Below are 13,649 nucleotides of genomic sequence, written 5' to 3' on the forward strand. Positions count from 1 at the left end.
CCATATGGGTGTTGAGGTAAGCCGTCTGTCGAACGGCCTGACAGTCGCCACCGAAACCCTTCAAAGCATCGAATCGGTTGCCCTTGGTGCCTGGGTCAAGTCGGGTGCCCGCAATGAACGTGACGACGAGCATGGCATGGCCCATCTGCTCGAGCACATGGCGTTCAAGGGCACGAAAAGGCGGAGCGCCTTCGAAATCGCCTCGGAGATCGAGGACGTCGGCGGCGAAATCAACGCCGCCACCAGCGTCGAGACCACCTCCTACTATGCCAGGGTGCTCTCCGACGACGTGCCGCTGGCCGTCGACATTCTTGCCGACATCCTGCAGGAGTCCGAATTCGACCCGCAGGAACTCGAACGCGAACAGCATGTGATCCTGCAGGAGATCGGCGCCGCGCACGACACGCCCGACGACATCGTCTTCGACCGTTTCACGGAAACCGCCTATCGCCATCAGACGATTGGGCGCTCCATTCTCGGCACGCCCGAAACGGTCAAGTCCTTCACCTCGAAACAACTTCACGACTTCATAGAGCGGCAATATGGCGCCGAGCGCATGGTGATTGTCGCCGCCGGCGACATCAAGCATGACAATTTCGTGCGCGAGGTCGAAAAGCAGCTCGGCGGCTTCCGCAGCAAGGCCGACAGCACCATCCCGCAATATGCGCAATATGTCGGCGGCGATTTTCGCGAGGACCGCGACCTGATGGACGCGCAGATCGTGCTGGGGTTCGAAGGCCGCGCCTATCATGTGCGCGACTTCTACGCCTCGCAGGTGCTGTCGATGATCCTCGGCGGCGGCATGTCGTCGCGCCTGTTCCAGGAGGTCCGCGAGAAGCGCGGCCTGTGTTACTCGGTCTATGCCTTCCATTGGGGCTTTTCCGACACCGGCGTCTTCGGCGTCCATGCAGCGACCGGCCAGAGCGACATCGCCGAACTGGTGCCTGTCATCATCGACGAACTGCAGAAGGCCGGTGAGAAGATCCTGCAGGAAGAACTCGACCGGGCGCGCGCCCAATATCGCGCCGGACTGATCATGTCAGCCGAAAGCCCGGCCAGCCGCGCTTCGCAGATCGCACGGCAACTGCTTCTGTTCGGCCGGCCGATCGCCAAGGAGGAACTGATGGAACGGCTGTCGGCGCTGACGATCGAGCGGCTGACCGATCTATCGTCGCGTTTGTTCTCGACCAAGCCGACGCTTACCGCTGTCGGGCCTGTGGGCACACTGGCGCCCTACGAGGCGATTCTCGAATCGCTCGCGGGCACGCAGACCGCGGCCCGCAAGCTCGCCGTCTAAGCCCCTCAAAGCGCCATGTTCGCGCTCCCTTTCTTTCGCCGTGACCTGCCGGCACTGAAAGGCGACCGTGTCACGCTGCGCGTGCCGTTCACCAACGACTATCGCGAGTGGGCGGCGGTGCGCGGGGAAAGCCGCGCTTTCCTCGAACCATGGGAGCCACGCTGGACTCCCGATGAACTCGACCGCAACGCATGGCGGCTGCGCATCAGCCGCTACCGCGAGGATTATGCTCAGGGAACCGCTATCGCCTTCTTCATTTTCGAGAGGAGCAGCGGCAAGCTTGCCGGCGGCATCACGCTCGGCAACATACGCCATGGTGTCTCGCAGAGCGGCCATGTCGGCTACTGGATCGGCGAGCGCTTCGGCGGCCGCGGCCTGATGACCGACGCGGTCAAGGTGGTGACCCGCTTCGCCTTCGATACGCTAAGGTTGCACCGGATCGAAGCGGCCTGTATTCCCGACAATATCAGGTCGATCCGGGTGCTTGAAAAAGCCGGATTTCGGCGCGAAGGACTGCTGCGATCCTATCTCAGGATCAACGGCATCTGGCAGGACCACTACCTCTACGCCCGGATCGCGGACGATCCGCCGGGCGTTGGAACGAAGGACTGATTTTGACGAAATTCCTGCGCAACGGGCCGCTGTTCGCCATTGTCCTCGCGACACTCCTGACGCTGTGGGCGGCATCGTCGGCCTTCGCCGTCGAGCCGATCAAGATCGCCCGCGACGACGTCGCGCTCGACCTTTCCGGCGCCGTCGAGATCTACCGCAACCAGGGCGAGAATTTCCAGGTGTCGACCGCGCCGGGTCCGGACGGCATCGTGCGGCGCATCGAGGTCGAGGCCAATGATGCCCGTTCGACCGGCGACTGGGCTGTCTTCGCGCTCGCCAACACCACCGACCAGCAGCTCGACCGGCTGATCGTCGCACCGCATTTCCGCCTGGTGAATTCCGGCATCTTCTGGCCGGATCTGGGCTCGACCCGCATCGCTGCCATCACGCCCAGCGAAGGCTTCGCGCTCGACCGCCAGACCAGTCCCGACGCCGACGTTTTCCGGGTGACGCTGAACCCCGGCACGGTGATCACCTTCATCGCCGAACTGGCCTCGCCGAAGCTGCCGCAGGTCTACCTCTGGGATCCCGAATCCTACAAGGACTCGGTCAATTCCTACACGCTGTTTCGCGGCATCGTCATCGGCATTGCGGGCCTGCTGGCGCTGTTCCTGACCATCCTTTTCGTGGTCAAGGGGACCTCGATGTTCCCCGCGACCGCCGCGCTTGCCTGGGCGGTACTGGCCTATATCTGCGTCGATTTCGGCTTCCTCAACAAGGTCATCGAGATCTCGCCCGGCAATGAGCAGATGTGGCGGGCGGGAACGGAGGTGGCGCTGGCGGGAACCTTCGTGGTGTTCCTGTTCGCCTATCTCAACCTCAACCGATGGCACGGCCATTTCAGTTATGGCGCACTGGTCTGGATCCTCGGGCTGGTGCTGATCGCCGGCGTCGCGATCGTCGATCCCGCGGTCGCCGCCGGCATCGCCAGGCTGTCCTTCGCCGCCACCGCACTGACGGGGCTTGGCCTGATCATCTTCCTCGGGATTCGTGGTTATGATCGTGCGATCATGCTGGTGCCCAGTTGGGTCATGGTGCTGTTGTGGCTATGCGGATCGTGGATGGCGATCACCGGCATGCTCGACAACGATATCGCCCAGCCGGCCCTGGGCGGCGGGCTGATCCTGATCATCCTGCTGATCGGCTTCACTGTCATGCAGCATGCCTTTGCCGGCGGCGCGCTGCATCAGGGCCTGTTCTCCGATCTGGAGCGGCAGGCGCTTGCCGTCGCCGGATCGGGCGACACGGTGTGGGACTGGGACGTGCTGCGCGACCGCGTCGTCACCAAGCCCGATGTCAGCATCCAACTCGGGCTGGCGCCGAACAGCCTCGGCGGTGCGGCGCGTAACTGGCTGCCGGTGCTGCATGCCGACGACCGCGACACGTTCCGCACGACGCTCGACGTCGTGCTCGAGCACCGGCGCGGCCGCGTGTCGCAGAACTTCCGACTGCGCGGCGCTGACGGCCACTATCACTGGTTCTCGCTGCGCGCGCGCCCGGTCATCGGATCCGATGGAGAGGTCATCCGCTGCGTCGGCACCATGGTCGACGTGACGGAGCAGAAAAAGTCCGAGGAAAGGCTGCTGCACGATGCCGTGCACGACAACCTGACCGGCCTGCCGAACCGCGAACTTTTGATGAACCGGCTGGAAGCGATCATCTCGATCGCGCGCACCGAAGAGAAGGTGCGCCCGACCGTCTTCGTCATCGACATCGACCGTTTCAAGCAGGTCAATGACGGGCTCGGCATCTCGGCCGGCGACACCATCCTCTTGACCATCGCGCGTCGCCTGCACCGGCTGCTCAAGCCGAAGGACTCGCTGTCGCGCTTTGCCGGCGACCAGTTCGCGCTGATGCTGTTGTCCGAACAGGACCCGGCCCGCATCGCCGCCGTGGCGGATGCCATCAAGCATGCCATCAACAATCCGATCACCTTTGCCAAGCGCGAGATCGTGCTGACCGCCTCGATCGGATTGATCACCTGGAATTCGCCACAGATGTCGGCCGAGGACATGGTCAAGGATGCCGAGCTTGCCATGCATCAGGCCAAGCGCTTCGGCGGCGACAGGATCGAGCCGTTCCGTCCGGCTTTCCGCACTGTCGGCACCGACAGGCTGCAGTTCGAATCCGACCTGCGCCGCGCCATCGAGCGACGCGAATTCACGCTTGCCTACCAGCCGATCGTGCGGCTCGAGGACGGCAGCGTCGCCGGCTTCGAGGCGCTGCTGCGCTGGGACCACCCGCGCCGCGGCATGATCCCGCCGGCGGATTTCATCCCGGTCGCCGAAAGCTGCGGCCTGATCGTGCAGCTCGGCCTGTTTGCCATGCAGCAAGCGGCGGAAGACCTCGCCAGCTGGCAAAAGCAGATCGGCGACGCGCCGCTGTCGGTCTCGGTCAATCTGTCCAGCCGCCAGTTGATCCGCCGCGACCTGGTCAGCGACGTCCGCTCGGTCATCGCTCGGGCCAACCTGAAGCCACGCTGCTTCCGGCTCGAACTCACCGAATCGCTTGTCATGGACAATCCCGAGCAGACCGCCCATGTGCTGACCAAGCTGAAGCAGCTCGGCATCGGCCTGTCGCTGGACGATTTCGGCACCGGCTATTCCTCATTGGCCTATCTGACGCGTTTCCCCTTCGACACCATCAAGATCGATAAGAGCTTCGTCGACGACAACACGCCCAAGCGCGCGGTGCTGCTGAAATCGATGGTCAACATGGCGCATGAACTCGGCCTGTCCGTCGTCGCCGAGGGCATTTCGGACGAGAGCGACGCGCTGGAACTGCGCCAGATGGGCTGCGAATATGTCCAGAGCTTCATGTTCGGCGCGCCGATGCCGGGCGACCAGGTGCTCAAGACGCTGAAAGAGCAGTATCCGCTGACGCAAGCGTAAACGGATCAGGCGTGTCCGGCAGCGAGGCTGAGATGCGCAAGGTCGATACCGATCGAGGCGAGGATCCGGTCGTATTTGCGCTCGATATCGGTGTCGAACAGAAGCTCGGCACTGGCCGGACAGGTCAGCCAGCCATTTTCTGCGATCTCGGTCTCCAATTGGCCGGCGCCCCAGCCGGAATAGCCGAGCGCCATCAGCGCATGACGAGGCCCGCGGCCGGACGATATGGCGCGCAATATGTCGACGGTCGCCGTCAGGCAGATGTCGTCGGAAACGGTCAGCGACGATTCCACCCGATAGTCGCCCGAATGCAGGACGAAGCCCCGGCTGCGATCCACGGGGCCGCCATTGCGCACGACGAAATCGCGGGCCTGAGCCGGCAAGCGGATTGCCTCCTGCTCGTTCATGATGCCCAGTTGCACGAGCAAGTCCGGAAACAGCATCTGCTGCGTCTGGTTGATGATCAGGCCCATGGCGCCTTCATCGGAATGGGCGCAGACATAGATGACCGAGCGCGTGAAACGGTCGTCCTTCATGCCGGGCATGGCAATCAGGAACTGATCGTCGAGAAAGCCGCGGCTGGCGACCGTCTTCTTGTGGCGCAACAAGTCCATGAAGGGAGCGTAACGCGTTTCCAAAGCGTCGAAAAGATGCGCCGTGCTGGATTCGACCAAAGCCTGTGGCGGCGGCTCGAACATTCTTCTCCCTCGAAGTCACGCAAATATGATGCCGGCAAGGCCATGAAATCATTGCGCGGCCACGAACGGACGATCAAATCACCGCCATGCGAAGCTTGAAAATCCTGCTGCTCGGCGCCGCCATCGGATCGGCCACCGCTCTTCCCGCCGCCGCCTCTTCGTCGGCGTGGTACAACAGCGAAGGCGGCAAGGTCCGGCTGGTTACGTCAGGCAAAGCCGACGATGCCGGCCGCATACAGGGCGTTCTCGACATAGCGCTCAAGCCCGGCTGGAAGACATATTGGCGCGATCCGGGAGACGCGGGCGTGCCGCCGCAACTCGACATTTCGGCCAGCACCAACATCGCCGACGCCGCTCTGTCGTTTCCGGCGCCGCAGCGCCATGACGACGGCTATGGCAAATGGGCGGGCTACAACTATCCGGTCTCTCTGCCGGTGACATTCACGCTGGCGACGCCGAACCAGCCGGCGGTAATCGATGCCGACATCTTTCTCGGCATCTGCGAAACGATCTGCATTCCGGTGCAGACGCGGCTGACCGTCGACCCCGCCTCCGATCCGGACAATGCCGAGGACGCGGCGCTGGTGAAGGCGAGTTTTACGGCACTGCCAGCGCCCGCGAGGTCCGATTTCGGCATCAATGTGCTGCCGGGCGACCATGAGACGCTGATTGTCGAGGCGAGCTTTCCCGGCGATCCGGCGGCGGCGGACTTCTTCGTTGCCGGCGAGCGGGACTACATGTTCGGCACCCCGGCCCGCAGCGAAAAGGACGGCAAGCTGATTTTCACCGTGCCGATCCTCGACCGCCCCTCGACGACGCCGACCGATGGCGGGCTTCACTATACGCTGACGAGTGCGGCGGGCGCTGTCGAAGGGGTTCTGCCTTTCCCTTGATCCAGCCCATCGCAACGGTTGCAGGAAGCCGTTGGGTTCGCTACGCAAAGACACGTCCTTCCCCATTTTCCCAAGCGAGGAATCCATGACCATTTCCGTTGGCGACAAGCTGCCTGACGTGACCTTCAAGACGATGACCGACGACGGCGCCAAGCCGATCACCGGGGCCGAGATCTTCCCGGGCAAAAAGGTCGTTCTGTTTGGAGTTCCCGGCGCCTTCACGCCGACCTGCAGCAACAACCACTTGCCCGGCTATCTCGAGAACCATGACGCCATCCTGGCGCGCGGCGTCGACACCATCGCCGTCGTTTCGGTCAATGACGTCCATGTCATGGGCGCCTGGGCGCGCTTCACCGGCGGCGAGGGCAAGATCCTGTTCCTGGCCGACGGCAGTGGCGATTTCGCCAAGGCAGTGGGCCTCGACAATGACCTTTCCGCCAGCGGCATGGGGCTGCGTTCGAAGCGATTTTCGATGATCGTCGACGACGGCAAGGTCACCGCGCTCAATGTCGAGACCAAGCCCGGTGTCGACGAGTCCGGCGCGGCCCATATTCTGGGACAGCTCTGAACTTCAGTGCGCCTTCGGCCGCAACGGCGATGGCGCTTGTGGTTCATGGGTTGCTTTGGGGGGATCCTAGCGATGTTTGACATCTTCTGGCGCGCTATCGCGATCGGCGTCGGCGCCACCGTGCTGATGGATCTCTGGGCCATCTTCCTGCACAAGGCGTTCGGCCAGCCACGGCCGAACTGGGGGCCGGTCGGCCGCTGGGTCTGGCATCTCCGTGACAAGGTCTTTCACGACGATATCGGCGATACAGCACCATACGCGCATGAAAAGGCGCTGGGTTGGGCCTTTCACTATTTTGTCGGCATCATCTACGGCATCATCCTGGTGGTGCTGGCCGGAGCGGGCTGGCTTGCCGCGCCGACATTTCTGCCGGCCTTCATCCTCGGCATTGTCACCGTCGGCGCCGGCTGGTTCCTGCTGGCACCCGGCATGGGCGCCGGCTGGGCCGCCTCGAAGCGGCCCAACCCGATGCGGATCCGGGCGCTGAACCTGGTGTCGCACACGGTGTTCGCACTTGGGCTTTGGGGCACGGCGCTGCTGATACGATAAGCGCTTACGGCTGTGTCGGCCTGTCGATCGGCTGCCAGCCGTAGACAACGGAATGCGCGCCGATATCGTAGTAGTTGCCGCCGCCCACTGGCTGATCCGCTTCTTTGTACCCGAGCCGCGCCGCTCCTGAAATTCAATAGCTCTGGGTCGAGCGCCGCACCTTCGCGATTGCCGGCGCAGCAGGCTTTGGCGCTGCTGCAGGCTTGAACGGGCCTTTCTTGAACGGCGCCATGCCTTCGCGCGCGAGTTCGTCGGCGCGCTCGTTCTCGACATGGCCGTCATGGCCCTTGACCCAGTTCCAGGTGACCTTGTGGCGCTTGTTGGCCTCGTCGAGCGCCTGCCAGAGTTCACCGTTCTTGACAGGCTTCTTGTCGGCGGTCTTCCAGCCGTTCTTCTTCCAGCCGTGGATCCACTTGGAAATGCCGTCCATGACGTATTTGCTGTCGGTGTGAAGCTCGACCGTGCACGGTTCCTTCAGCGCGTTCAGCGCCGAGATAGCAGCCAACAGTTCCATCCGGTTGTTGGTCGTCTCGGCCTCACCGCCGGAAAGCTCCTTGGTGGTGCCGTTGAAGCGCAGGATCGCGCCCCAGCCGCCAGGGCCGGGATTGCCCGAACAAGCGCCGTCGGTGAAGATCTCAACCTGTTTGCTCATGATATCAGGCCAATCCATATTCCGAAGGAGATTTGATCGCCCGGTGGAACCGCATCCTTCTGATGTATTCGGTCGGATCGCGTTTCATCACCAGCCCGCCATCGGGGACGGTCAGCCAGTCGTATAGCCGGGTCAGCATGAAGCGCAACGCCGAACCGCGCGCCAGCATCGGCAGCGCAGCCTTTTCCTGGTCGCTCAGGGGCCGGACGCTCTGGTAGCCGGCGAGCAGCGCCTTGCCCTTGGTCAGGTTGAAGGAAAAATCCTTCTCGAAGCACCAGGCGTTGAGGCAGGTGGCGACATCGTAGGCATAGAGGTCGTCGCAGGCGAAATAGAAGTCGATCAGGCCGGAGAGCTTTTCGCCGAGGAAGAAAACGTTGTCCGGGAAAAGATCGGCATGAATGATGCCTTGCGGCAGGTCTTTGGGCCAGTTGCGCTCAAAATCGGCAAAGTCGGCATCAACCTCGGCCGCCAGGCCCGGCTCGACCTCGTCGGCGCGGTCGCGCGCTGCGTCCCAGAGCTTGCGCCAGCCGTCGATGGCCAGGGCATTCGGACGCGTCATCGAAAAATCGGCGCCGGCCAGATGCAATTGCGCCAACGCCTTGCCGACCTCGGCACAATGCGTGGCTGTGGGCCGCCGCAACGAAAGCCCTTCCAGGAAGGTGATGATGACCGCCGGCCGGCCGGCGAGCGTGCCGATGACGCTGCCGTCATGGGCGGTCACCGGCAGCGGGCAGGACACGCCCTTGTAGGCGAGATGGCCCATCAGCCCGAGGAAAAACGGCAGATCCGCCTTCTCGACGCGTTTCTCATAGAGCGTCAGGATGTAGGAGCCGCTCGAGGTGTGCAGCAGGAAGTTCGAGTTCTCGGTGCCTTCGGCGATGCCCTTGTAGGACAGGAGATCGCCGACCGGATAGCGCTTCAGGAATGCGCCGAGTTCGCCTTCCGCGACGTCAGTGTAGACCGCCATGTGCCTTACGCGGCTCCATTGACGAAGGCCATGTCGGCCCGCGTCAGTTCGACATCGCGCAGTACCCGCATGACCGGAAAATCCTCCGTTTCCGTGGCCGTGATGGCCAGATCGATCGTGACATCGAAGCGCTGCCGGAACGCGTCGATGATCTCGTCGACGATGATTTCGGGCGCCGACGCGCCGGCCGACAGGCCGAGCGTCGAAATGTTGCCGATGTCATTCCACGGAATCTCGGCGGCGCGCTGCACGAGAAGCGACATGGTGGCGCCTGCACGCTCCGCCACTTCGACAAGTCGTCGCGAATTGGATGAATTCGGCGCGCCGACGATCAGATAGAGATCGGCGCCCGGCGCGGTGTCCTTGACGGCTTCCTGGCGGTTGGTGGTGGCATAGCAGATCGATTCCGCCGCTGGCGCCTGCAGCGCCGGAAAGCGATCCTGCAAGGCGCGGATGATGCCGGCGGTGTCCTCGACCGACAATGTGGTCTGGGTAACGAAGCCTAGCGCCTGCGGATCGACGGGCGAGAGCTTTGCGGCATCGGCTTCGGTTTCGATCAGGGTCACCGCTCCGTCCGGGAGCTGGCCCATGGTGCCGATCACCTCGGGATGTCCGGCGTGACCAATCAACAGCACATGACGGCCGAGCCGCTGATGGCGCATCGCCTGCTTGTGGACCTTCGACACCAGCGGGCAAGTGGCATCGAGATAGAAGAGATTGCGCGCCTTCGCATCCGCCGGCACCGATTTCGGCACGCCATGCGCCGAGAACACGACGGGCGACTGCCGATGTTCGGCCGGGATCTCGGAGAGTTCCTCGATGAAGACGGCGCCAAGGCTTTGCAGCCCCTCGACGACGTAGCGGTTATGCACGATTTCATGGCGGACGTAGACCGGCGCGCCATATTTCTTCAGCGCCAGCACGACGATCTGGATGGCACGGTCGACACCGGCGCAAAAACCGCGCGGCTGGCAGAGCCGGATCGTCAGAGGTGGTTTGGTGGTTGTCTGAAGCATTAAATCCGGGCCGGTTGATCAAAGCCGAAATGAGGTGCGCACCCCTGCCCTGTCAAGGGCATCGGTAGAAAGGGGGCGTCGCTCGCGTTCATTCCTTTTTCGCGGGGCGACGAAGCCGCAGGATGAGCACGGCGGCGAGCGCTGCGGCAAGCCCGTACCAGGTGACGGCATATTGCAGATGGCTGTTCGGCAGGTCGATGATGGTGACGCCGCCAACCGGCAATCCGCCTGGATTTGGCGTCTTGTCTGCGTCGATGAAGATCGGCACCAGCGTGAACCCAGCCGGCAGGCCCGCGCTCGCCGCCATGACGTCGCGGTCCTTCCAGTAGAAGATGTTCTTCGCCACATCGTTGTCGGGCAGCATCATCGACGGCTTTGCTGGCAGGGGGTTGCGAGCGAGCCCCGTGACCGTCACTCTGCCGGTCACCTGTCCCTTGGCGCGCTTGGCGGCGTCCTTCAGATCGTAAGGCACGAAGCCGCGATTGATCAGGACGAAGCGGCCGTCGTCGAGCGCCAGCGGCGTGTAGACATTGAAGCCGGCATCGCCTTCCCAGGTCGCGTAAAAATGCCGTTCGCCTTGATGCAGGAACGTCCCGGTGACGGTGACGGGCGTATAATCGACGTCCCCGGTGGCTGCGAATTCTTTCTCGACCGCAACCAACGGCAAGGGAGCCGAATGAGTGCGCTGGTCGATGGTCTGCAGAAGGCCTTCCTTCCAATAAAGGCGCTGCACCTGCCAGGTGCCGAGCACCAGCAGGATCAGTATCAGCACAAGGCCAAGGCCGAGCAGCAGTGCCGTCCTAGGCCGCGATCGCCCATCGGCTTTAACGGTTGCCTCGCTCATTCGCCGCGATCCAACCGGCCTTCGGCCGCCTTGTTGCGGTATTGCAGCGTCAGCAGCACGCCTTTGATCAGCCGCAGCGCCGCCAGGCACAGCACGACAGCCAGCGGAATCCAGACCAGCAGATGCAGCCAGAGCGGCGGGCTAAGCGTGACTTCAACCCAGAGCGCCAGGCCGACGATAAGGAAGCCTATGATCAGGATGACGAACACCGCCGGCCCGTCGCCGGCATCGGCGTAGGAATAATCAAGGCCGCAATTGACGCAGCGCTTGCCGACAGTGAGGAAGCCGGAGAACAACCGCCCCTCGCCGCAGCGCGGGCAGCGGCCATGCAGGCCGGCCGAGATCGGATCGATCGGCGGCCAGATCGCTCTGTCTTCACTCATAGGAGCGTCGTCGCTCATTGCTTACCGCTCGATTTCGATCGGTGTGCCATCGGCCACCAGCGCCCAGATTTCGTCCATGTCGGAGTCCGTAACCGCAATGCAGCCGTCGGTCCAGCCGACCAATTGAAGCAGCCAGCCCCACCAGCCATAACCATTCGGCTGGCCGTGGATCATGATCATGCCGCCCGCGCCGACATTGCGCGCCTTGGCGGCGGCCTCATCATCGGCATTGGGGTACGAGATATGGATCGATTTGTGCGCGATGCTGTTCGGGTTGCGCCAGTCGAGGACATAGTTCCCCTTGGGCGTGCGCTGATCGCCCTCCTGGTGCTTGTGCCCGACGGGATCGCCGCCGAGCGCGATGCCGTAGTTTCGCAGGACCTTGCCGTCGCCGATCAGTTCCAGCCGGCGTTCGGCCTTGTGAACACGCACCAGGTCCACCTTCTCGCCGGCAAAGGCCGGGAGTGCCCCGATCATCAATGCGCAAATAGCCCGGAAGATTGTCAGTCGCATTGGCTATCGATCAGCGATCATTGCGCCAAAAAGAAGAAGGCGGCCACGTTGCCGCGGCCGCCTCCAGAAATGAAAATCCCTCAGGCCTGGATCAGTGGCCCTCGATCACCGCGCCGACCGATCCCCAGACGTAGATCGAGGCGAACAGGAACAGCCAGACCACGTCGACGAAGTGCCAGTACCAGGCGGCCGCCTCGAAGCCGAAATGCTGCTTGGGGGTGAAATCACCCTTCATCGCCCGGATCAGGCAGACCAACAGGAAGATGGTGCCGATGATGACGTGGAACCCGTGGAAGCCCGTCGCCATGAAGAAGGTGGCGCCATAGATGGAATCCTTGAAAGCGAACGGAGCGTGCATGTACTCGTAGGCCTGCACCATGGTGAACAGCATGCCGAGGCCAACGGTCAGCACCAGGCCGTTGATCAGCCCCTTGCGGTCGCCGTGAAGAAGCGAATGGTGCGCCCAGGTCACCGTGGTGCCCGACAGCAGCAGGATGACGGTGTTGTAGAGCGGCAAATGGAAGGGATCGAGAACCTCCATGCCCTTCGGCGGCCAGACGCCACCAGTAAATGTGGCGCGCGCGTAGTTCTGTGCCTCACCGGCAAAAAGGCTGGCATCGAAATAGGCCCAGAACCAGGCAACGAAGAACATCACCTCCGAAGCGATGAACATGATCATGCCATAGCGCAGGTGCAGCGACACGACCCGCGTATGATGACCCTCATGCGCCTCCTTGATCGTGTCCGACCACCAGGCGAACATGGTGTAGAGGACGATCACGAGGCCGATGAAGAACAGCCACGGATTGGCGATGTTGAAGCCGAAGATCGGGAACGACCCGCCCTTCAGATATTCCATCAGGGCGACACCGCCAAAGGCCATGACCAGCGCCCCTACCGAGCCTAGGAAAGGCCATGGGCTCGGGTCGACGAGATGATAGTCATGCTGTGGTTTTGCGTGCGCGTCTGCCATATCAACCCCCGAGATTTGCTTCGGTATTCGAAATTGTCTTGCTGTTGCCATCGGTCGGCGCCGAGGAGGCGACCGGCTTGGTCTTCTCGACCGGGAACATCGTGTAGGACAGCGTGATCGTCTTCACGTCCTTGAGCTCCGGCACATTGACGATGTCGGGGTCCACGTAGAACAGGACCGGCATGTCCAGCGTCTCGCCGGGCTTCAGCGTCGTGTCGGTGAAGCAGAAGCACTCGACCTTGTTGAAATAGGGGCCCGCCAGTTCAGGCTGCACGTTGAAGGTGGCGCGGCCGGTCACGGAACGATCGAACTTGTTGGTCGCCTGGTAGTGCGCCTGCACGGTCTCGCCGATCTTCATCGTCATCGAGCGCTGGACCGGCTGAAACTCCCATGGCACGCCGGCGACGTTGGCATCGAAGCGGACGGTGATCTCGCGGTCGAGCACGCGGCCGGCATACTGCTTCTCGGCACGTTGCGTCGTGCCGCCATAGCCGGTCGCCTGGCAAAACATCTTGTAGAGCGGCACCGCGGCATAGGCCATGCCGATCATGCCGGTGAAGAAGGCGAGGCAGACAGCCGCGACGATGACGTTGCTGTTCTTGCCCGCCGCTTTCCTGGACTTCTCGACGCTCATCACATCGTGCCCAGATTGTGGCCGAACTTCACGATCGTCGCGATGTAGAAAATGACCACCAGCAGCGCCAGCGCCACGCCGATGGCGATGGAACGGCTGCGCTGCGCCTTCTTCTGACGCTCGGTCAACGTGACGGTCTCGAGCTTTTCCTCGATCATG

16 protein-coding genes are annotated in these 13,649 nt (G+C 62.9%); 6 read left to right on the plus strand and 10 right to left on the minus strand.

From position 1 onward, the window contains the following. Positions 1-4: 4 nt before the first annotated feature. The 3 genes from M729_RS0133110 to M729_RS0133120 are packed head-to-tail and all read left to right on the plus strand — an operon-like array spanning position 5 to position 4,800. Complete coding sequence (locus M729_RS0133110; protein WP_013532762.1) at positions 5-1,297, plus strand: pitrilysin family protein; 1,293 nt, start codon at positions 5-7, stop codon at positions 1,295-1,297. 15 nt (positions 1,298-1,312) lie between these two features. Further along, positions 1,313-1,909, plus strand: a complete 597-nt coding sequence (locus M729_RS0133115; RefSeq protein WP_013532763.1) for a GNAT family protein — start codon at positions 1,313-1,315, stop codon at positions 1,907-1,909. 2 nt (positions 1,910-1,911) lie between these two features. Continuing rightward, a complete protein-coding gene (locus tag M729_RS0133120) occupies positions 1,912-4,800 on the plus strand; it encodes an EAL domain-containing protein (protein WP_013532764.1) in 2,889 nt (962 codons plus the stop codon). 5 nt (positions 4,801-4,805) lie between these two features. Here the strand turns inward: M729_RS0133120 and M729_RS0133125 are convergent, their stop codons facing one another. Beyond that, on the minus strand, positions 4,806-5,414 hold the full coding sequence (locus M729_RS0133125; RefSeq protein ID WP_013532765.1) for a YqgE/AlgH family protein: 609 nt from the start codon (positions 5,412-5,414) through the stop codon (positions 4,806-4,808). Positions 5,415-5,584: 170 nt separating this feature from the next. On the opposite strand from M729_RS0133125, the gene M729_RS0133130 reads away from it, so the two are divergent. The 3 genes from M729_RS0133130 to M729_RS0133140 all read left to right on the plus strand — a co-directional run bounded on the left by M729_RS0133130 (position 5,585) and on the right by M729_RS0133140 (position 7,508). Then, positions 5,585-6,391 carry a protein-disulfide reductase DsbD domain-containing protein gene (locus M729_RS0133130; RefSeq protein WP_027164141.1) on the plus strand — a complete coding sequence of 269 codons (807 nt, stop codon included), beginning with the start codon at positions 5,585-5,587 and terminating at the stop codon, positions 6,389-6,391. 85 nt (positions 6,392-6,476) lie between these two features. After that, positions 6,477-6,959 carry a peroxiredoxin gene (locus M729_RS0133135; RefSeq protein ID WP_027164142.1) on the plus strand — a complete coding sequence of 161 codons (483 nt, stop codon included), beginning with the start codon at positions 6,477-6,479 and terminating at the stop codon, positions 6,957-6,959. Positions 6,960-7,031: 72 nt separating this feature from the next. Next, the gene (locus M729_RS0133140; protein ID WP_013532768.1) at positions 7,032-7,508 is read left to right on the plus strand and encodes a DUF2938 domain-containing protein; all 477 of its coding nucleotides are present in this window, start codon (positions 7,032-7,034) and stop codon (positions 7,506-7,508) included. Positions 7,509-7,641: 133 nt separating this feature from the next. On the opposite strand, the gene rnhA is transcribed toward M729_RS0133140, so the two are convergent. The 9 genes from rnhA to M729_RS0133190 all read right to left on the minus strand — a co-directional run bounded on the left by rnhA (position 7,642) and on the right by M729_RS0133190 (position 13,648). Next, complete coding sequence (rnhA, locus tag M729_RS0133150; protein WP_027164143.1) at positions 7,642-8,160, minus strand: ribonuclease HI; 519 nt, start codon at positions 8,158-8,160, stop codon at positions 7,642-7,644. A gap of 4 nt (positions 8,161-8,164) precedes the next feature. Further along, a complete protein-coding gene (locus M729_RS0133155) occupies positions 8,165-9,127 on the minus strand; it encodes a homoserine kinase (protein WP_027164144.1) in 963 nt (320 codons plus the stop codon). A 5-nt stretch (positions 9,128-9,132) separates the two neighbouring features. Beyond that, entirely contained in the window at positions 9,133-10,143 is a 1,011-nt protein-coding gene (gene ispH / locus M729_RS0133160; RefSeq protein ID WP_013532771.1) for a 4-hydroxy-3-methylbut-2-enyl diphosphate reductase, read from the minus strand. Between the two features lie 88 nt (positions 10,144-10,231). Next, positions 10,232-10,987 carry an SURF1 family protein gene (locus M729_RS0133165; protein WP_027164145.1) on the minus strand — a complete coding sequence of 252 codons (756 nt, stop codon included), beginning with the start codon at positions 10,985-10,987 and terminating at the stop codon, positions 10,232-10,234. After that, the gene (locus M729_RS0133170; protein ID WP_024503617.1) at positions 10,984-11,370 is read right to left on the minus strand and encodes a DUF983 domain-containing protein; all 387 of its coding nucleotides are present in this window, start codon (positions 11,368-11,370) and stop codon (positions 10,984-10,986) included. Before M729_RS0133170 ends, M729_RS0133165 begins: the two co-directional genes overlap by 4 nt. A 21-nt stretch (positions 11,371-11,391) precedes the next feature. Next, on the minus strand, positions 11,392-11,883 hold the full coding sequence (locus M729_RS0133175; protein ID WP_027164146.1) for a L,D-transpeptidase family protein: 492 nt from the start codon (positions 11,881-11,883) through the stop codon (positions 11,392-11,394). 91 nt (positions 11,884-11,974) lie between these two features. Further along, positions 11,975-12,856: a cytochrome c oxidase subunit 3 gene (locus M729_RS0133180; RefSeq protein ID WP_024503615.1), complete on the minus strand. Its 882-nt coding sequence runs from the start codon at positions 12,854-12,856 to the stop codon at positions 11,975-11,977. Position 12,857: 1 nt separating this feature from the next. Beyond that, complete coding sequence (locus tag M729_RS0133185) at positions 12,858-13,490, minus strand: cytochrome c oxidase assembly protein (RefSeq protein WP_027164147.1); 633 nt, start codon at positions 13,488-13,490, stop codon at positions 12,858-12,860. Continuing rightward, positions 13,490-13,648: a hypothetical protein gene (locus tag M729_RS0133190; protein WP_013532777.1), complete on the minus strand. Its 159-nt coding sequence runs from the start codon at positions 13,646-13,648 to the stop codon at positions 13,490-13,492. The genes M729_RS0133185 and M729_RS0133190 overlap by 1 nt, the downstream gene beginning before the upstream one ends. Between the last annotated feature and the right edge of the window lies 1 nt (position 13,649).

This window comes from Mesorhizobium sp. WSM1293 (assembly GCF_000513875.1).
In the GTDB taxonomy this organism is placed as follows: domain Bacteria; phylum Pseudomonadota; class Alphaproteobacteria; order Rhizobiales; family Rhizobiaceae; genus Mesorhizobium; species Mesorhizobium ciceri.

What these genes read in the sequence shown, in the direction of transcription:
- M729_RS0133140 (WP_013532768.1), top strand. Translation starts at nt 7,032, where the DNA reads ATGTTTGACATCTTCTGGCGCGCTATCGCGATCGGCGTCGGCGCCACC.
- M729_RS0133170 (WP_024503617.1), bottom strand. Translation starts at nt 11,370, where the DNA reads ATGAGTGAAGACAGAGCGATCTGGCCGCCGATCGATCCGATCTCGGCC.
- M729_RS0133185 (WP_027164147.1), bottom strand. Translation starts at nt 13,490, where the DNA reads ATGAGCGTCGAGAAGTCCAGGAAAGCGGCGGGCAAGAACAGCAACGTC.
- M729_RS0133115 (WP_013532763.1), top strand. Translation starts at nt 1,313, where the DNA reads ATGTTCGCGCTCCCTTTCTTTCGCCGTGACCTGCCGGCACTGAAAGGC.
- M729_RS0133180 (WP_024503615.1), bottom strand. Translation starts at nt 12,856, where the DNA reads ATGGCAGACGCGCACGCAAAACCACAGCATGACTATCATCTCGTCGAC.
- M729_RS0133165 (WP_027164145.1), bottom strand. Translation starts at nt 10,987, where the DNA reads ATGAGCGAGGCAACCGTTAAAGCCGATGGGCGATCGCGGCCTAGGACG.
- M729_RS0133190 (WP_013532777.1), bottom strand. Translation starts at nt 13,648, where the DNA reads ATGATCGAGGAAAAGCTCGAGACCGTCACGTTGACCGAGCGTCAGAAG.
- M729_RS0133125 (WP_013532765.1), bottom strand. Translation starts at nt 5,414, where the DNA reads ATGGACTTGTTGCGCCACAAGAAGACGGTCGCCAGCCGCGGCTTTCTC.
- M729_RS0133175 (WP_027164146.1), bottom strand. Translation starts at nt 11,883, where the DNA reads ATGCGACTGACAATCTTCCGGGCTATTTGCGCATTGATGATCGGGGCA.
- M729_RS0133155 (WP_027164144.1), bottom strand. Translation starts at nt 9,127, where the DNA reads ATGGCGGTCTACACTGACGTCGCGGAAGGCGAACTCGGCGCATTCCTG.
- M729_RS0133130 (WP_027164141.1), top strand. Translation starts at nt 5,585, where the DNA reads ATGCGAAGCTTGAAAATCCTGCTGCTCGGCGCCGCCATCGGATCGGCC.
- M729_RS0133135 (WP_027164142.1), top strand. Translation starts at nt 6,477, where the DNA reads ATGACCATTTCCGTTGGCGACAAGCTGCCTGACGTGACCTTCAAGACG.
- M729_RS0133110 (WP_013532762.1), top strand. Translation starts at nt 5, where the DNA reads ATGGGTGTTGAGGTAAGCCGTCTGTCGAACGGCCTGACAGTCGCCACC.
- rnhA (WP_027164143.1), bottom strand. Translation starts at nt 8,160, where the DNA reads ATGAGCAAACAGGTTGAGATCTTCACCGACGGCGCTTGTTCGGGCAAT.
- ispH (WP_013532771.1), bottom strand. Translation starts at nt 10,143, where the DNA reads ATGCTTCAGACAACCACCAAACCACCTCTGACGATCCGGCTCTGCCAG.